The sequence below is a fragment of the Microbacterium immunditiarum genome (genome assembly GCF_013409785.1).
Classification (GTDB): Bacteria; Actinomycetota; Actinomycetes; order Actinomycetales; family Microbacteriaceae; genus Microbacterium; species Microbacterium immunditiarum.
The window spans coordinates 2,354,874-2,373,284 of record NZ_JACCBV010000001.1 but is presented as its reverse complement, the minus strand read 5'-3'; the positions used below and the strand labels follow the sequence as shown (position 1 = coordinate 2,373,284).

General features: G+C 70.4%; 13 protein-coding genes. 5 read left to right on the top strand and 8 right to left on the bottom strand.

Going from position 1 to position 18,411, the window contains the following annotated elements; translation table 11 throughout:
• Positions 1-6: 6 nt before the first annotated feature.
• On the bottom strand, positions 7-306 hold the full coding sequence (gene gatC, locus BJ991_RS10985; protein ID WP_179489927.1) for an Asp-tRNA(Asn)/Glu-tRNA(Gln) amidotransferase subunit GatC: 300 nt from the start codon (positions 304-306) through the stop codon (positions 7-9).
• A 57-nt stretch (positions 307-363) separates the two neighbouring features.
• Between gatC and BJ991_RS10980 the strand changes: the two genes are divergently transcribed.
• A complete protein-coding gene (locus tag BJ991_RS10980; RefSeq protein ID WP_179489925.1) occupies positions 364-2,067 on the top strand; it encodes a long-chain-fatty-acid--CoA ligase in 1,704 nt (567 codons plus the stop codon).
• Positions 2,068-2,070: 3 nt separating this feature from the next.
• Here BJ991_RS10980 and BJ991_RS10975 read toward each other — a convergent pair whose 3' ends face one another.
• Genes BJ991_RS10975 through BJ991_RS10960 form a run of 4 tightly spaced genes read right to left on the bottom strand, consistent with a single transcriptional unit; the run spans position 2,071 to position 7,074 of the window.
• Positions 2,071-2,376: a YciI family protein gene (locus BJ991_RS10975; protein WP_179489923.1), complete on the bottom strand. Its 306-nt coding sequence runs from the start codon at positions 2,374-2,376 to the stop codon at positions 2,071-2,073.
• Between the two features lie 7 nt (positions 2,377-2,383).
• Positions 2,384-4,717 carry an NAD-dependent DNA ligase LigA gene (gene ligA, locus BJ991_RS10970; RefSeq protein ID WP_179489921.1) on the bottom strand — a complete coding sequence of 778 codons (2,334 nt, stop codon included), beginning with the start codon at positions 4,715-4,717 and terminating at the stop codon, positions 2,384-2,386.
• Positions 4,718-4,766: 49 nt separating this feature from the next.
• Positions 4,767-5,864 carry a tRNA 2-thiouridine(34) synthase MnmA gene (gene mnmA / locus BJ991_RS10965; RefSeq protein WP_179489919.1) on the bottom strand — a complete coding sequence of 366 codons (1,098 nt, stop codon included), beginning with the start codon at positions 5,862-5,864 and terminating at the stop codon, positions 4,767-4,769.
• A gap of 46 nt (positions 5,865-5,910) precedes the next feature.
• Positions 5,911-7,074 carry a cysteine desulfurase family protein gene (locus tag BJ991_RS10960; protein ID WP_343048723.1) on the bottom strand — a complete coding sequence of 388 codons (1,164 nt, stop codon included), beginning with the start codon at positions 7,072-7,074 and terminating at the stop codon, positions 5,911-5,913.
• A 77-nt stretch (positions 7,075-7,151) separates the two neighbouring features.
• On the opposite strand from BJ991_RS10960, the gene glgX reads away from it, so the two are divergent.
• From glgX to glgB, 3 genes are all read left to right on the top strand, one after another.
• Positions 7,152-9,236: a glycogen debranching protein GlgX gene (gene glgX / locus BJ991_RS10955; protein WP_179489915.1), complete on the top strand. Its 2,085-nt coding sequence runs from the start codon at positions 7,152-7,154 to the stop codon at positions 9,234-9,236.
• A gap of 66 nt (positions 9,237-9,302) precedes the next feature.
• Positions 9,303-11,393 (top strand): alpha-1,4-glucan--maltose-1-phosphate maltosyltransferase, encoded by a 2,091-nt coding sequence (locus BJ991_RS10950; RefSeq protein ID WP_179489913.1) that lies wholly within the window; start codon positions 9,303-9,305, stop codon positions 11,391-11,393.
• A complete protein-coding gene (gene glgB, locus BJ991_RS10945) occupies positions 11,393-13,573 on the top strand; it encodes a 1,4-alpha-glucan branching protein GlgB (RefSeq protein WP_179489911.1) in 2,181 nt (726 codons plus the stop codon). The genes BJ991_RS10950 and glgB overlap by 1 nt, the downstream gene beginning before the upstream one ends.
• A 50-nt stretch (positions 13,574-13,623) precedes the next feature.
• Here glgB and BJ991_RS10940 read toward each other — a convergent pair whose 3' ends face one another.
• A complete protein-coding gene (locus tag BJ991_RS10940; RefSeq protein ID WP_179489909.1) occupies positions 13,624-14,559 on the bottom strand; it encodes a tetratricopeptide repeat protein in 936 nt (311 codons plus the stop codon).
• Entirely contained in the window at positions 14,556-16,403 is a 1,848-nt protein-coding gene (locus BJ991_RS10935) for a DUF8094 domain-containing protein (protein WP_179489907.1), read from the bottom strand. The genes BJ991_RS10940 and BJ991_RS10935 overlap by 4 nt, the downstream gene beginning before the upstream one ends.
• Positions 16,404-16,576: 173 nt before the next feature.
• Between BJ991_RS10935 and BJ991_RS10930 the strand changes: the two genes are divergently transcribed.
• The gene (locus tag BJ991_RS10930) at positions 16,577-17,650 is read left to right on the top strand and encodes an AI-2E family transporter (protein ID WP_179489906.1); all 1,074 of its coding nucleotides are present in this window, start codon (positions 16,577-16,579) and stop codon (positions 17,648-17,650) included.
• Positions 17,651-17,677: 27 nt separating this feature from the next.
• Here BJ991_RS10930 and BJ991_RS10925 read toward each other — a convergent pair whose 3' ends face one another.
• Entirely contained in the window at positions 17,678-18,406 is a 729-nt protein-coding gene (locus BJ991_RS10925; protein WP_343048722.1) for an alpha/beta hydrolase, read from the bottom strand.
• Positions 18,407-18,411: the final 5 nt, after the last annotated feature.

Genomic DNA, 18,411 nt, shown 5'->3' with positions numbered 1-18,411 from the left:
CTCCCCCTACTGCTCTTCGCCGAGGATCGCGGTCACGCGGAAGCGGCCGTCTGCGGCATCCGGCGCGTTCTGCAGCACCTGCTCGGAGGTGAGCATGTCGCCCACGACGTCGGGGCGGAACACGTTGCTCATGGCGATCGGGTGGCTTGTGGCCGGCACCTCGGGTGTCGCGACCCGAGAGACCTTCGCGATGTTGTCGACGATGACGTCGAGCTGGCCGGTGAGACGCTCGACCTCCGCGTCGCTCAGCTGGATCCGGGCGAGCACACCGAGATGGCGCACGAGATCGGGGGTGATTTCAGACACCAGCCCATTCTAGGTCGCGCTCCGACAGCGCTTTTCCCGCGGGCGTAGTCTGGTCGCGTGACGACGTACGACCCTCCCCGCCCCTGGATCGCGAGCTACGCCGAGGGGGTGCCCGAGGATCTCGAACCGGTCACCGGCTCGCTCATCGACATCGTCGAGGCGTCGGCCCGCGATTATCCGGATGCCCCGGCCCTCCAGTTCTTCGGACGCACGACGTCCTACCGCGAGATGCAACAGCAGATCGAGCGCGTCGCGTCGGCGTTGCGCGACCGCGGCGTGGGCCCCGGCGACCCGGTGGCGATCGTGCTGCCGAACTGCCCGCAGCACATCGTCGCCTTCTACGCGGTGCTTCGCGTAGGAGGCATCGTGGTCGAGCACAACCCGCTCTACACGCCGCGCGAGCTGCGCAAGCAGTTCGAGGACCACGGCGCAAAGCACGTCATCGCGTGGAGCAAGGTCGTCCCCACGATCCAGGATTTCCCCGACGACCTTCGCGTGCGTGAGCTCGTCTCGGTCAACATCACGAAGGCGATGCCGCTCGGCACTCGCCTCGCCCTCAAGCTGCCCATCGCGAAGGCTCGCGAGGCCCGCGAGGCGCTGCACGAGCCCGTGCGCGGCGTGACCCCGTGGGAGGAGCTGCTGAGGGCCGAGCCTCTCCCGGCGACGGCACCGCGGCCCGCGACGGACGACGTCGCGATCATCCAGTACACGAGTGGCACGACCGGCACTCCGAAGGGCGCCGTCCTGACGCACCGCAACCTGCTGTCGAACGCAGCGCAGGCGCGCGCGTGGGTGCCGTCGATCAAACGCGGACACGGATGCGTCGTCTACGCCGTGCTCCCGATGTTCCACGCCTACGGGCTGACGCTGTGCCTCACGTTCGCGATGTCGATGGGCGCGCGGCTCGTGCTCTTCCCGCGCTTCGACCCCGACATGGTGCTCGAGGTGACGAAGAGGCATCCGGCGACGTTCCTCCCCCTCGTGCCTCCGATCGCCGCGCGGCTGCTGCAGGCCGCGAAGGAGAAGGGCGTGTCGCTCGCCGGAACCGAGATCGCGATCTCGGGCGCGATGGCGCTTCCGCACGAGCTCGTCGTGCCGTTCGAGGAGGCGTCGGGCGGATACCTCGTCGAGGGCTACGGGCTGTCGGAGTGCTCGCCCGTGCTCATGGCGAACCCGGTCGCCCCGAACCGCGTTCCGGGCACCGTGGGTCTTCCCCTGCCGGGAACCGAGTGCCGCGTCGTTGATCCCGACGACCCGACGCGCGACGTCGCTCCGGGCGAGCGCGGCGAGCTCGTCGTGCGCGGTCCGCAGGTGTTCCAGGCCTACTACGGCAAGCCGGAGGAGACCGAGAGCGTCTTCGCCGACGGCTGGTTCCGCACCGGAGACATCGTGACGATCGACGACGCCGGCTTCGTGCGCATCGTCGACCGCATCAAGGAGCTCATCATCACGGGCGGCTTCAACGTCGCGCCGACCGAGGTCGAGGCCGTCCTGCGACAGCACCCCGACGTCGAGGACGCCGCGGTCGTCGGCCTGCCGAGCGAGAAGTCCGGCGAAGAGGTCGTGGCGGCTGTCGTGTGCTCCGCCGATGTGGACGACGTCGACGTCGAGGCGGTGCGCGAGTTCGCCCGCCGCATCCTCACACCCTACAAGGTGCCCCGGCGCATCTTCGTGGTGGACGAGCTGCCCAAGTCCCTCATCGGCAAGGTGCTGCGCCGCCAGGTGCGCGAGTCGCTGCTGCAGCTGAACAGCGGCGGTTGACCGTCAGTCGCCGAGCTCGTCGCGCGCGACCGCGACGGCGTAAGGGTGCAGGGTCATCGTGAAGACGCCGCCCGCGACTGCGGGGTCGGCTTCGGCGATGGCACGCGCGGATGCCCGATCCGGCGCCTCGAAGATCACGATGCCGAACGTGCCGACGTCCTCCTGTGTGCGGCCCGCGAGGACGAGGGCGCCGCGCTCCTTCAGCTCGAGCAGGTAGTCGAAGTGCTCGCTCGCGAGAGCGGCCTCTTCGCGCGTCGGGGCGCCGGGCATCTCGGGACGCGAGGGCACGATGCGGTACAGCCACTGCATCCGACCCTCATCCTGCGTCAGGTGACAGCGCGTCGAGGGCGGCGGGTCCCTGCTCGACGAGGATCTTGAACTGCGCGGCGTCGAGGATCCGCACGCCCAGCTCTTCGGCCTTCGCGAGCTTGGACCCGGCACCCGGGCCGGCCGCGACGAAGTCGGTCTTCTTCGAGACGCTCGACGCGGCCTTGCCGCCGGCGGCGATGATCGCCTCTTGCGCCCCCTCGCGCGTGTAGCCCTCGAGGCTTCCCGTCGCGACGACGGTGAGGCCCTCGAGCACGCCGCCCGCGGCGATCGCACCGCCGGGGCCGGGATGCCCTGGCGTGGCGAGCTGCGCGCCCGCGGCGACCCAGCGGTCGACGATCTCGCGATGCCAGTCGACCTCGAACCACTCGCTGACCGAGTCGGCGATGATCCCTCCGACGCCCTCGACCGCGGCGAGCTCGTCGCGCGTCGCTGATCGGATCGCGTCGACCGACCCGAACCACTGCGCGAGGGCACGCGCGGCGACGGGCCCGACGTGGCGGATGTTGAGCGCGACGAGGAAGCGCCACAGCTCCTTGGTCTTCGCCTTCTCGAGCTGGTCGAGCAGGGTGAGAGCCTGAGCCGACGGCTGCGGGCCGACCAGCCCCGCCTTCTTCTCGGCCGGCGACGGGTTGCGGCGGAACGGTGCCCGCCGCACGGGCTCGCCCGTCTTCTCGTCGACCTTGATCTCCCCGGTCTCGGAGTCGCGGACGACGACCTCGATCGGCACGAGCTCGTCGACGGTCAGCTCGAACAGCCCTGCCTCGGTCTCGAGCGGCGGCGCCTCGGGGAACGCCGGCTGCGTGATTGCGGCGGCCGTCACCTCGCCGAGCGCCTCGATGTCGAGCGCCGACCGCGACCCGATGTGCTCGACGCGCCCGCGCACCTGCGCGGGGCACGAGCGCGTGTTGGGGCAGCGGAGGTCGACGTCGCCCTCCTTCGCCGGAGCGAGCGTGAAGCCGCACTCGGGGCAGTTCTCGGGCATGACGAACTCGCGCTCGGTGCCGTCGCGCAGCTCGACGACGGGCCCGAGGATCTCGGGGATGACGTCGCCCGCTTTGCGCAGCACGACGGTGTCGCCGATGAGCACGCCCTTCACCCGCACGATGTCCTGGTTGTGGAGTGTCGCCTGGCGCACGACGCTTCCCGACACGCGTGCCGGCGCCATCACGGCGAACGGCGTCGCACGGCCTGTGCGCCCCACCGACACGACGATGTCGAGGAGCTTCGTGTTCACCTGCTCGGGCGGGTACTTGTAGGCGATCGCCCAGCGCGGCGCGCGGCTGGTCGCCCCGAGCTCGTCGTGGAGCGCGAGCTCGTCGACTTTGACGACGATGCCGTCGATCTCGTGCTCGACATCGTGACGGTGCTGTCCGTGGTGCTCGACGAACTCGATGACGCCGTCGATCGTGTCGGTCGTGCCGAAGTACGGGCTCGTCGCGAGGCCCCACTCTGCCAGGAGCCCGTAGATCTCGCTCTGCGAGGTCACCGGCGGGCTCTGCCACGCGCCGATCCCGTGCACGAACAGCCTCAGCGACGCGAGCCGCGCCTCGCCCGCCTCGAGCTCGAGGCCGTCCTTCTTGTCGAGCTGCTGGCGCAGGCCGCCGCTCGCCGCGTTGCGCGGGTTGGCGAACGCCGGAAAGCGCCGGTCGGCGGACCGCCGGGCCTTCTCCTCGTCGGTGCCACGCGCGACCGCATCGGCGATGACGCGCTCACGCAGCTTCGCCTGCAGCGCGTTGAGCTCCTGGAAGGCCGCGACCGGAATAAACACCTCGCCGCGGACTTCGACAAGCGGCGGATGCCCCGTGCCCGCGAGTCGCTTCGGGATGCCGTTCACGCGCGCCGCGTTGACCGTGACGTCTTCGCCGACTCGCCCGTCGCCGCGCGTGGCGGCCGACGTGAGCACGCCGTTCTCGTAGCGGAGGCTGATCGCGAGCCCGTCGATCTTGAGCTCCGTGAGCCAGCGCACGGCCCGCCCGGCGCCGCTCTGCGCCTTGCGGCACCAGTCGCGCAGCTCGTCCTCGCTGAACACGTTGTCGAGGCTCAGCATCCGCTCGGCGTGCTCGACCGGCGCGAACATCGAGCTCTCGGCTGCCCCGACGGTCTGCGTCGGCGAGTCCTGCCCTTGCAGCTCGGGATACAGGCGTTCGAGCTCTTCGAGACGATGCATCCAGCCGTCGTATGTCGCGTCGTCGACGATGACGGTGTCGTCGCCGTAGTACGCGTCGCGCGCCGCGATGATGCGGTCGATCAGCGACTGCGCCTCTGCACGAGCCTCTTCGAGCGTCAGTTCAGGGAGTTCGGTGGGCGCGGCATCCGTCACGTGCTCAGTCTAGGAGTGCCCTCGGACAGCGCCACGGGGCTTGCGCGGCTCAGGCGCCGACAGGCACGGCCGACACGCTGCGGTCGATCGTGAACTGCCCGATCACGCGCGTGCCGTCGTACATCACCGCCGTCTGGCCGGGCGCGACGCCCTCGAACGGCGCCTCGGGGCGGACTGTCACGATGCCGTCGGCGATGACCGCGTGCGCCGGCACAGGGTCGGCGTGGGCGCGGATCTGCACGTCGCACGCGAACTCGTCCGTCGACGGAGCGCGACCGGCCCACGTGAATCGCTCCCCCGCGATCTCGGCCGTGGCGAGGGCCTCCTTCGGGCCGACGACGACCGTGTTCGAGACGGGCCGCACCTCGAGCACGAAGCGCGGCTTGCCGTCGGGCGCGGGCACGCCGAGGGAGAGTCCGCGACGCTGTCCCACCGTGAACGCGTGCGCGCCCTCGTGCTTCCCGACCACGGCGCCCGTGCGGTCGACGATCTCACCGGGCGCGGTGCCCACCTTCTCGGCGAGCCAGCCGCGCGTGTCGCCGTCGGGGATGAAGCAGATGTCGTGGCTGTCGGGCTTATGGGCGACCGTCAGCCCACGCGCCTCCGCCTCGGCCCGCACGAGCGCCTTCGACGGGGTCGCCCCGAGCGGGAAGAACGTGTGCGCGAGCTGCTCGGCGGTGAGCACTCCGAGCACGTAGGACTGGTCCTTCGCGGCATCCGATGCGCGATGCAGCTCGAGTCCCTCGGGGCCGTCGACGAGCTTCGCGTAATGACCCGTGCACACGGCGTCGAACCCGAGCTCGAGAGCCCGCTCGAGGAGCGCCGCGAACTTGATCTTCTCGTTGCACCGCATGCACGGATTCGGCGTGCGGCCGGCGCGGTACTCCGCGATGAAGTCGTCGATCACGTCGTCGCGGAACCGCTCCGAGAAATCCCATACGTAGAAGGGGATCCCGAGGCGATCGGCCGCGCGGCGCGCGTCCATCGCATCCTCGATCGTGCAGCATCCGCGGCTTCCGGTACGCAGCGTGCCGCCTGCTCGCGACAGGGCGAGGTGCACGCCGACGACGTCATGACCGGCTTCGACCGCGCGCGCGGCGGCGACGGCGGAGTCGACTCCGCCGCTCATTGCCGCCAGGATGCGCATCCGTCAAGTCTACGAGCGCCACCTGGACCCCAGCCGGAAAGCGAGCTCAGCGGGCGGATGCCGCGCGCGCCCGCTCCACGGCGGAAGGCAGCGCTGCGAGCAGCGCGTCGACGTCCGCATCGGTGGACGTGCGCCCCAGCGTGAGCCGCAGCACCTCGCGCGCCTCGTCCGCGCTGCGCCCCAGTGCGAGCACGACGTGGGACGGCTCGGGCACGCCGGCCTGGCACGCCGACCCCGTCGAGACGGCGACCCCCGCCTGGTCGAGCAGGAACAGCAGCGTCTCGCCGCGCGCGCCCGGGAACAGCACGTGCGCGTTTCCCGGGACGCGGTCCGCCGGGTCGCCGAGCAGCTCCGCGCCGAGAACGGAAGATCGGATGCCGGCCACCAGCCTCTCCCGCAGCGCGGTGAGCCTCCCGGCCTCCGCGTCGCGCTCCGCCTCGGCGAGCTCCGCCGCGACCGCGAACGCGACCGCGCCCGCGACGTCCTGCGTGCCCGCCCGGAGCGCCCGCTGCTGGCCGCCGCCGTGCACGAGCGGCGCGATCGTCGCGGTGCGCGAGACGATCAGGGCGCCCACGCCGACGGGGCCGCCGATCTTGTGCGCGGACAGGCTCATCGCGACGAGGCCCGTGGCGGGCGCGGCATCCGCACGCCACCCCGTGAAGTCGACGGGAACGTGACCGAACGCGGCGACCGCGTCCAGGTGCAGCGGCACACCCGCCGCGTCCGCGGCAGCGGCGAGCCCGGCCGCGTCGTTGACCGTGCCGATCTCGTTGTTCGCGACGAGCGCTGTCGCGAGGACCGCCCCGTGGAGGGCCTCGGCGAAAGCGCCCACCGGGATTCGCCCCACCGCGTCCAGGGGCACCGAGCGCACGGCCGCCCCCTCGTGCGACGCGAGCCACTCCACCGCGTCGAGCGTCGCGTGGTGCTCTCCGTCCGGCAGGACGACCGCGTCACGATCGTCGGCGCGCGCCCACCACAGCCCTTTGATCGCGAGGTTCGACGCCTCGGTGCCGCCCGACGTGAACACGACCTCGATCGGGTCGCAGCCGGCGACGGCGGCGAGGCGCTCGCGCGCGTCTTCGAGCAGCCGGCGCGCGGACTGGCCCGGGCCGTGGATCGACGACGCGTTGCCGAGCTCCTCCGCGGCCCGCACCCACGCGTCTCGCGCTTCGGGCCGAAGCGGCGTCGTCGCGGCGTGATCGAGATACACCACGAGTCCTGCCCCCGTCCGCTGTCGCCGTCCTTCGCCGCGCGCCTGAGGTGCGCGGCGTTACTACTGTAGAGCGCATGATTCGCCCGGAGCCCGCCGCGGCCGTCTCGCCCCCCGGACTTCTCGACCGCCGGCTCGACGGGCTCGGAGTCACCCTGCACGGCGACGCCGGCACCCTGCGAGTGTGGTCGGGCGCGGCGTCCGAGATCGAGCTCGTGATCTTCGACGGCGACGACCTCGACTGGGCGACGGACGTCATCCCGCTCGAGCGGGGCGACGGCCATGTGTGGAGCGTCACGAGTCCGCGCCTGCGGGCGGGAACGATCTACGCGATCCGCGTCGACGGAGTCCACGGGCCGGGGAACATGTTCAACCCGAGAACCCTGCTCGTCGAGCCTTACTCGCGCGGCCTCGCCAGCGGCGGCTACGGAGACTGGCGCTCGGTCGTCGTCGAGGGATCCTTCGACTGGGGCGGGGTCGGCAAGCCGCGCGTGCCGTGGGACCGCACGGTGATCTACGAAGGTCACATCAAGGGGCTCACGAAGACGCATCCGGATGTCCCACCCGCCCTCCACGGCACGTATGCCGGCCTCGCCCACCCCGCGATGATCGACCACCTGACCTCGCTCGGGGTCACGAGCGTCGAGCTGCTGCCCGTGCACGCGTTCGTCTCCGAGCCCCGCCTGCTGAACCTGGGCCTCACGAACTACTGGGGCTACAACTCGCTGAACTTCTTCACCCCGCACGCGCCGTACGCGACCGAGGAGAGCCGCCGCGGCGGCCCGGAGGCCGTCCTCCGCGAGTTCAAGCAGATGGTGCGACAGCTGCACGAGGCGGGGCTCGAGGTCATCCTCGACGTCGTCTACAACCACACCGTGGAGGAGGGAATCGGCGGGCCGCGCTCGAGCCTGCGGGGCATCGACAACCGTTCGTACTACCGCCAGGACGAGGATGCGTCGTACATCGACGTGACGGGATGCGGCAATTCCCTGAACACGGCGACGGATGCCGCGGCCCGCCTCGTCCTCGACTCGATGCGCTACTGGGCGAACGAGGTGCAGGTCGACGGCTTCCGGCTCGACCTGGCGGCGACCCTCGGGCGCGATGCGAACCACGAGTTCACGCCGGAGCATCCGCTTCTTCGCGCCATCGTCGACGACCCCGCCCTGCAGGACGCGAAGCTCATCGCGGAGCCGTGGGACGTGGGCTTGGGCGGGTGGCAGACCGGCAACTTCGGCTCGGGCTGGCACGAGTGGAACGACCGCTATCGCGACCGTGTGCGCAACTTCTGGCTGAGCGACGTCGACTACGCGCGCCGCGCAGGCACGCCTCCGGTCGGCGTCGGAGGGTTCGCGACGCGCCTCGCGGGATCGTCCAACACGTTCAGCGAGCAGCGCGGACCGCTCGCGGGGATCAACTTCATCACGGCGCACGATGGCTTCACGCTGCACGACCTCGTGTCCTACGACGTCAAGCACAACATCGCCAACGGCGAGCACAATCGTGACGGCGCCGACACGAACCGGTCGTTCAACCACGGAACCGAGGGCCGGACGAGCGACGAGCGGATCCTCGCCGTGCGGCGCAAGGCGATGCGCAACCTGCTCGGCACGCTGCTGCTGTCGGCCGGCGTGCCGATGATCACCGCGGGTGACGAGTTCGGTCGCACGCAGCGCGGCAACAACAACGCGTACTGCCAGGACTCGCCGCTCACGTGGCTCGACTGGCAGCACGCGCCGTGGCAGCGCGACCTCCTCGCGCACGCGCGCCGGCTCATCGCGCTGCGTCACGCGAACCCCGCCCTGCGGCCGATCCGCTTCGCGCGGCTCGGCGAGCACACGCCGTCCGCCTCGGTCATGGAGTGGTACGACGAGCGTGGCGAGACGATGTCGATCGAGCGCTGGACCGACGCGAGCCACCGCACTCTGCAGTACGCCGCGACCTCGACGCCCGAGGTCGAGGAGCTCAACCGCATCCTGCTCGTCGTGCACGGCACCGAGACGCCGATGGACGTGACGCTCCCCCGCATCGACGACGTCTCACGGTTCGTGTCGCTGTGGTCGAGCGCCGACGAGGCACCCGACAGCGAGGGCGAGGAGATCGCCCCGGGTGCGGTCATCGGGATGCCGGGCACGTCGATGAGGCTCTTCCGCGCCGAGTGACTCCGGCTCGCGGCCGGGCGGGTGCCGCGGCTGTCGGACTCCGAGGCGTCGCGATAGGTTCGAGACGTGGCCACGACGAACCGACGAGCGACCGCGCGACCATGGCGAAGCGCGACATCGGTCCCGGTCCGGACCGGCGTCGAGACATCCGCTCTCGCCCCCGGCACCGGCACCATCACGGGCCGCATCCCGACGCATGCGCCCTCGCCGTCGGTGCCCGGCGGGCTGTTCCGACCGAAGGCCTTCGCCGGCGAGGTCGTCCCGTTCCGCGTCACGGCGTTCCGCGAGGGGCACGACCGCATCGGCGTGCACCTGCGGCTTTGGTCGCCGTCAGGCGATGAGTCGCTGCATCGGCTCCGCCCGCTCGAGAACGGGCTCGACCACTGGCAGACGCTCGTCGGGCTCCTCGAGGTGGGCGTGTGGCGCTTCCGGTTCGAGGCGTTCGCCGACGAGGTCGAGACGTGGCGGCACGCCGCGCGCGTGAAGATCGGCGCGGGGGTCGACACGGCGCTCATGCGCGAGATCGGGGCGCGCCTCTTCGACCGCGCCGTCACCGAGCGGTCGCGACCGGCGGCGGAGCGCCGCGTGCTCGAGACCGCGGCCACCGAGCTGCGGCATCCCGACACCTCGGACGCCCGCGCGCTCGAGATCGTCGACGACCCGCGCATCGCGTCCTTCTTCGCAACGAGTCCGCTCCTGTCGCTGCTGTCGCCCGGCCTCGAACGCGAGCTCCTCGTCGAGCGCGAGCGGGCGGGCGTCGGCGCCTGGTACGAGTTCTTCCCACGCTCCGAGGGCGCCCGCCGCCTCAAGAACGGCACCATCAAGTCCGGCACGTTCCGCACCGCGGCCCGGCGCCTGCCCGCCGTCGCCGCGATGGGTTTCGATGTCCTCTACCTGCCCCCCATCCACCCGATCGGCGTCACCCACCGCAAGGGCCGCAACAACACGCTCGAGGCCCGGCCCGGCGATCCCGGGTCGCCGTGGGCGATCGGCGCCTCCACCGGCGGTCACGACGCGGTGCATCCGGATCTCGGCACCCTCGCCGACTTCCGCGCCTTCGTGCGCGCTGCGCGCGCCGAGGGAATCGAGGTGGCTCTCGACCTCGCGCTTCAGGCCTCTCCCGACCACCCTTGGGTCACGGAGCATCCGGAATGGTTCACGACACTGCCCGACGGGACCATCGCGTACGCCGAGAACCCGCCGAAGAAGTACCAGGACATCTACCCGATCAACTTCGACAACGACCCGGAGGGCATCCGTGCCGAGGTGCTGCGGGTCGTGCGCCACTGGATCGCGCAAGGCGTCAAGATCTTCCGCGTCGACAACCCGCACACCAAGCCCCTGCAGTTCTGGGAGTGGCTGATCGCGACGGTCGAGGCGGAGCACCCCGACGTCGTGTTCCTCGCTGAGGCGTTCACGCGCCCGGCACCCCTGCAGGGGCTCGCCGCCGCCGGCTTCCAGCAGAGTTACACCTACTTCACGTGGCGCAACACGAAGACCGAGCTCGAGGAGTTCCTCGGCGGGCTCGCGAACGACACGGCGGACTTCCTGCGGCCGAACCTCTTCGTGAACACGCCCGACATCCTCACCGAGTACCTGCAGTTCGGCGGCCGGCCGGCCTACAAGGTCCGCGCGGCGATCGCGGCGACGGCCGCGCCGACATACGGCGTGTACGCGGGGTACGAGCTGTTCGAGAACGTCGCGCGACCGGGCTCGGAAGAGAACATCGACAACGAGAAGTACGAGTACAAGCTCCGCGACTGGGATGATGCCATCGAGCGCGGGGCGTCGCTCGCTCCGTACCTCACGCGACTCAACGAGATCAGGCGGGAGCATCCGGCCCTGCGCCAGCTGCGCAACCTCACCATCCATTGGAGCGACGACGACGCGATCCTCGTCTACGCGAAGCACCTCGACGCCGCCCTCTCCCCGACCGGAAGCTCCGACACGATCATCGTCGTCGCCAACGTCGACCCGCACTCGGTGCGCGAGACGATGGTGCACGTCGACACGCGCGTGTGGGGCGTCGCGCCGGGATCGCCCTTCGAGGTGGACGAGCTGCTCACCGGAGCCCGGTGGACCTGGTCCGACCACAGCTACGTCCGGCTCGACTCGTTCGTCGAGCCCGTCCACATCCTGCACGTGAAGGAGCCGTGATGCCCGAGCCCGATGATCGCCTGCTCGACGCCGTCGCCGCCGGAAGCCACCACGACCCGCACGCCGTGCTGGGACTCCACCCGGGAACGGATGCCGCGGGCGGCGTCGAGTGGGCCGTGCGCGTGCGCCGTCCCCTCGCCCGCAGCGTGACGGCGGTGTTCGACGACGGGATCCGCGTACCGCTCGAGCACGTGCGGGCGGGCATCTGGGAGGGCACGCGCGGAGGCGAGCCGGGCCGCTACGAGGTCGTCGCGAAGTATGAGGAAGGTCCCGACCACACGGCCGAGGACCCGTACGGTCACACGCCGACGCTCGGCGAGCTGGACCTGCATCTCATCCGCGAGGGGCGCCACGAGGAGCTGTGGCGCGTCCTCGGCGCGCACGTGCGCGAGCACCAGGGCTCTCGGGGCACGGCGTTCGCCGTGTGGGCGCCCAACGCCCGCGCGGTACGGGTCGTCGGCGACTTCAACAGCTGGGACGGACAGGGCCATGCGATGCGCTCGATGGGCGCGAGCGGCGTGTGGGAGCTGTTCATCCCGGGCCTCGGCGCGGGGGCCAACTACAAGTTCGAGCTGCTCTCACGCGGTGGCTCGTGGGTGCTCAAAGCCGACCCGATGGCCCGCCAGGCCGAGGTGCCGCCGGGCACCGCATCCGTCATCACCGAATCGTCGTACTCGTGGGGGGACGGCGAGTGGATGAGCCGTCGCGCCAAGAGCCAGCTCCTGTCTCAGCCGGTCTCGGTCTACGAGCTGCACCTCGGCTCATGGCGTCAGGGCCTGTCGTACCGCGAGGCGGCCGACCAGCTCATCGAGTACGTGACCGCCTGCGGTTTCACTCACATCGAGTTCCTGCCCCTCGCAGAGCACCCGTTCGGCGGATCATGGGGGTATCAGGTCACGGGCTACTACGCGCCGACGAGCCGCTACGGGAGCCCGGACGACCTGCGGTACCTCATCGACCGCCTGCACCAGGCCGGTATCGGCGTGATCATGGACTGGGTCCCGGGGCACTTCCCGAAGGACGCGTTCGCGCTCGCGCGGTTCGATGGAGAGCCGCTGTACGAGCATCCGGATCCGCGGCGCGGCGAGCACAAGGACTGGGGAACGTACATCTTCGACTACGGGCGTCCCGAGGTCCGCAACTTCCTCGTCGCGAACGCCCTGTACTGGCTCGAGGAGTTCCACGTCGACGGCCTGCGCGTGGACGCGGTGGCCTCGATGCTCTACCTCGACTACTCGCGCGAATCCGGCGAGTGGCTGCCCAACATCCACGGCGGGCGCGAGAACCTGGAGGCGATCGCGTTCCTGCAGGAGGTCAACGCGACCGCGTACAGGCGGTATCCCGGCATCGCGATGATCGCTGAGGAGTCCACGAGCTTCCCGGGCGTCACGGCGCCGACCGACCACGCGGGCCTCGGGTTCGGCTTGAAGTGGAACATGGGCTGGATGAACGACTCGCTGCAGTACATCAAGCGCGACCCGCTGTACCGCAGCCACCACGAGGGCGAGCTGTCGTTCTCGTTCGTCTACGCCTTCAGCGAGAACTACATCCTGCCGATCAGCCACGACGAAGTGGTGCACGGCAAGGGCAGCCTCTTCGGGCGCATGCCGGGCGACCACTGGCAGAGGCTCGCGAACATGCGGGTGTTCCTCGCCTACATGTGGGGGCACCCGGGCAAGCAGCTGCTGTTCATGGGCCAGGAGTTCGGCCAGATGTCGGAGTGGTCCGAGTCGCGGTCGCTCGACTGGTGGCTGCTCGACCAGCCCACGCACGCGCAGCTCGCGGGCTTCGTCGCGGCGCTCAACCGCACGTACCGGGAGCACTCCGCCCTGTGGGCGCGCGACTCCGACGGGGGCGCCTTCACACGGCTGGGCGCACCCTCGTGGAACCCGAACGTCGTCGCGTTCGCGAGGCGCGACTGGCACGGCAACTCGGTCGCCGTCGTGTGCAACTTCTCGGGCAACCCGATCACGGGCTATCGGCTCACCCTGCCCGCGGAGGGTGTCTGGCACGAGGTCCTCAACACGGATGCCGCGGAGTTCGGCGGATCCGGGGTCGGCAACCTGGGCGTGGTCAACGCGGACAGCAACGGGCTCGCGTCGATGGTGCTGCCGCCGCTTGGCGCGCTGTGGCTGCGTCACGAACCGGGGGCGCACATCCCGTCGCCCACGCGGGGCTGAACCGGCCCTCGGGGATCACCGGGGTCGCGGGCGCCGACGTCGCGCGAGCCTCAGAACAGGAGGCTCGCGAGGCTTCCGCGCGCGCGGATCACACGCGGATCGGCGTCGCCGACGAGCGCGAACAGCTCGAGCAGACGCTCGCGCACGGGCGCGCGACGGTCGCCCGGAAGCGCGGCGAACAGGTCGAGCAGCCGGTCGAACGCGTCGTCGACGTGGCCGCCCGCGATGTCGAGGTCGGCCACGCGGAACTGCGCGTCGACGTCAGTCGGGTTCGCCGCGGCGGCGACGCGCGCCGCCTGCAGGTCGAGCCCCTCCACGCGCGCGAGCAGTCGCACCTGGCCCAGCCCTGCGCGCGCGTCGACGTCGCGCGGGTTCTCGGCGAGGGCCTTCTCGTACGCGCCGATGGCACGCGCGTAGTCGCCTGCCTCGATCGCCTCGAACGCCTCGGCGTGCAGCGGAGGCAGCGGCGGCTCGTCGGACTCGGCGGGCGCCTGGCCGTTCACCTCGAGCGTGCCCGTGACGCCGTTCTGCGCGGCGAGCTGGAGGAGCTGTGCGAACACCTCACGCACCTGCTGCTCGGGCACGGCACCCGTGAACAGCGGGACGGGCTGACCGCCCACGAGGGCGACGACCATCGGGATCGACTGCGCGCGGAAGGCCTGCGCGAGCTGCGGGTTCGCGTCGACGTCGACCTTCGCGAGCACCAGACGCCCGCCGAGCTCGGTGACGACCTTCTCGAGGATCGGGCTGAGCTGCTTGCACGGCCCGCACCACTCGGCCCATAGGTCCACGACCACCGGGACCGTGCGCGAGAGCTCCAGCGCAGAGCCGAACGTCTCGTCGGTGACATCCATCACCAGGGCGGGAACGCTGCCGGCCGGACCGCCTGCCGCGGGCGCGGCAGCCTGGGACGGAGCCGAACGGTTGCGCAGTGCGGACAGATCCACGGCGCCGCGCAGCGCGGCACCCGGAGCGGCATCGGTCACTTGATCACCTTCGCGTCGAGGATGTTCGAAGAATACCCGAGGAGCTGGATCTTCTCGTCGGAGTCGAGGACCGGAACGTAGAAGAAGACCTGGTCGCTGAACGTCGTCGTGACGCCGCTGGCGGACTGCTCCACGCCCGTGAGCGCCTTGACCTCGGTGTTGTCGCCGAGCTTGATGACCGCATCGGCGTTGGTCGGCTTCGCCTCTTCCATCTCGTGCACGTGGACCGCGACGATGGCGCCGCTGTCCAGCGTCGCGAGGGCGACGGGCGCGACCGTGCCAGGGGCCGCCTTGAATGTCAGGTTTCCCGTGTTCGTGGCGGTCTGGTTGAAGTCGTCGAGACGCCGCTGACGGTCCTCGAGGACACCCGGGCGGAAGTGATCGTTCTCGACGTCGAAGAGGCTCCAGTACTCGCTCTTCTCGCCGTTGTCGATGACGTCGGCGTACGCCGCGGAGAGCTCCTGCGGCGCCAGCATGAGGAACTCCGAGTCCGGCGGCACCTGGGTGGCACCCACGTAGTGCGGTGCCATCTCGGGCATGACGGTCGAGGCCTCGAGGTTCGCGAGGTAGTTCAGCTTGTAGGGCGACCACTGATCGGCCTGCGAGAGCATCATGATGTTCGCCGTCTTGTCATCGGCGTCGCTCACGACCGCCATGAACGTGCGCGGCCAGCCGTCGAACGCCTGCGGCAGGATGATCTCGAGCGACTTCGTCGGGATCGCCGGTAGCGGCGCACGGTCGGTGATCGCCCCGCGCAGCTTGTAGTTGGTGGTCCGCTCCGCCAGCACCGCGCCGTCCAGGCGGGAGGCCGCGAGCGTCGCGTCGAGCGTCTCGTCCGCCTCCGCGACCGTAGACGACACGCGGCTGAGGATGCGGTCGGCCTGCGCCTTCGTGACGGCGGGCGCCTGCTGGCTGTCGGGCATGACGACGGTCTGCGTCGGGGTGGGAGTCGGCGTCGGGCCGAGCTGCGGCCACGCGTCGGGCGTGCACCCCGTGAACATCAGCGCCGACACGGCCACGACCGGAAGGATCGCGAAGGCGCGGCGGCCCGACACGGCGCGTCGGGTGGGCGCGCCAGCTGAGATGACGCCCTTGTCCTCACCCTCGATCGCCAGATTGATCGGCTCGGTGGGAGGAAGCGGCAGACCCTTGCGTCGCGGCCCTCGCGAGCGGCGGACATGACGGATGCCGAGGATGTACAGCAGCACGCCGATCGCCATCACGATGCCGCCGCCGACGATGAGCGGTCCGGCCCACGGCGTCGTGCTCTCGATCGGCCACGAGACGCTCACCTTGGACGGAGCGGGCTCGGTGCCGTCCTTCGCGACGAGCACGCTCATGCCCTCGGGCAGCTGCAGCGGGGCGATGAGCAGGTCTGACTGCTGGAACTCGTCGAGCCAGAGATCCGAGCCGGCGGGGTTGCGACCGGGCTCCGCGGCTTCGGCGTCCGCGGCGGTGTCACCCGCGGCTTCGCCCTCGGCGGCCGGGTCGGCAACGGCATCCGTCGGCTCGTCGATGGGCGCGGGCTCGACGATCCGCGTGCGGATCTCGCCCCCGTCGTCGAGGGTCGCAGACGCGTATTCGGCGTCGGAGAGCCAGGCCTTCATGTCGGCGGTACGGCCGTACGCGGCCAGGATGTCGCCCTCGGCCTGTGCTCGAAGCGTCTGAGCGCCGGGGAGCTTGTTCAGCACCGCGCCGTCGATCAGCAGATAGGGCACGTCCTGCTCGAACGAGATCGGCGCGGTCTCGGTCTTCGGTCCCTGGAAGACGGTGCGCTGGGCGATGCCCGCACCGATCATCACGGCGGCGATGATGAACGCCACCACGGCCCACACGAAACGCACGGAAGAAACCTCTCACTGGCCCGGGGTCGGGACACGGGCCTGGAAAACTCGACATTCCAGAGTAGCGAAGAGCGGCTGAAAGGAGCGTGGGAGGGAGCAATCCACGGCCTCGGCGCGGCGTGTGCGTATCCTGACCTATACCCCGCTGGGCCCTACGACGAACCGGAGAGCTCGTGAAGATCCACCACCCCTTCCGCACGGCTTTCGTCGCGACGCTCGGAGTGGGGCTCGGCCTCGTGCTGATCGGCAGCATCCAGACGCTCTCGACGATCCTGCTGTACATCGGCACGGCGCTCTTCCTGTCTCTCGGCCTCGACCCGCTCGTGGCGTGGCTCGAGCGTCGCAAGCTCCCCCGCTGGGCGGCAGTGCTCATCACGATCCTCGCCGTTCTCGCCGTGTTCGCGGGAATCGTGCTCATGGTGGTGCCGATCATCGTGAACCAGATCGCGCAGCTCGTCGGCGAGATCCAGGACTTCGTGGGGAATCGCACGCTCAATCAGTTCTTCGACGACGTGAGCGCCTGGATCGCCGGGATCTTCCCGGGCCTGTCGCCCGAGTTCCTCGACGACGCGCTCGCGAACCTGCAGGACTGGTTCGTCGACAACTGGGGCTCGATCACGGGCGGCGTCATCAACGTCGGATTCGCGGTCGTCTCGGGCCTCGCGGGCGCGTTCATCGTGCTCATACTGACGATCTACTTCACCGCGTCGACCCCGTCGCTCAAGCGAGCGGTGTACCAGCTCGTGCCCGCGTCCAAGCGCGAGCGGTTCATCGACCTGTCCGAGCAGATCACCGACTCGGTCGGCTACTACGTCATCGGCCAGCTCACGATGGGTGTCATCAACGGCGTGCTGAGCGCGATCTTCCTGACGATCATCCAGGCGCCGTTCCCCGCTGTGCTCGCCGTAGTCGCGTTCTTCTTCTCGTTGATCCCCCTCGTCGGAACGCTCACCGGCTCGGCGATCATCGTGCTGATCCTGCTGCTGGTGCCGGGCGGCCTCGGCATCCCGACGACCGCGATCATCGCGGCGATCTACTACCTCATCTACATGCAGATCGAGGCGTACGTCATCTCGCCGCGCGTCATGAACCGCGCCGTGTCCGTCCCTGGAGCCGTCGTCGTCATCGCCGCCCTCGCGGGCGGCTCGCTGCTCGGCCTGCTCGGCGCGCTCATCGCGATCCCCGTCGCGGCGAGCATCCTCATCATCTACCGGCAGGTCGTCATCCCACGCCAGAACGAGCGCTGACGCTCGCGCCGCATCTGCGGCGCCGATTCAGGCCTGCTCGGCGGCTCCGTGCCACTCGACTGCGAGTGGCAGCGCGTCGGGGTTGACTGCTGCGACGATCTCGGTCAGCACGCGGCGCGTCTGACTCTCGCCGACCCACAGGTGCTTGCCGCCTTCGACGGGCACGAGCACCGCGTGCGGGATCGACGCGAACCGCTCGGCCGCCTCGGCGGGACGCAGGTAATCGTCGAACTCCGGCACCACGATGACCAACGGGCGCGGGTCGTTGCCCCACACCGCGACCTCCTCCGGCGTCGTGCGGTGCAGCGGCGGCGACAGCAGGATCACTCCCGCGACCTCGTCGTGGTCGCGCGCGTACTTGAGGGCGAGCTCGGTCCCGAAGGACCAGCCGAGGATCCACGGATGCGGCAGCCCGCGGTCCCGTACGAACTCCATCGCCGCGGCGACGTCGAACGCCTCGCTCCGGCCGCCGTCGAACGTGCCCTCACTCGTGCCCCTCGGCGACGACGTGCCACGCGTGTTGAAGCGCAGCACGGCGAGGTCCGCGAGAGCGGGAAGCCTCGCGGCGGCCTTGCGGAGGACGTGGGAGTCCATGAACCCGCCGGCGGTGGGCAGCGGATGCAGCGTCACGAGGGTCGCGACCGGATCCTTCTCGAGCGGCCGGGCGAGCTCGCCCACGAGCGTCAGCCCGTCGAGCGTGTGCAGTTCGATGTCCTCCCGCTGGGCGGGCAGGACGAGCGGACCACGGATCTCCACGTCAG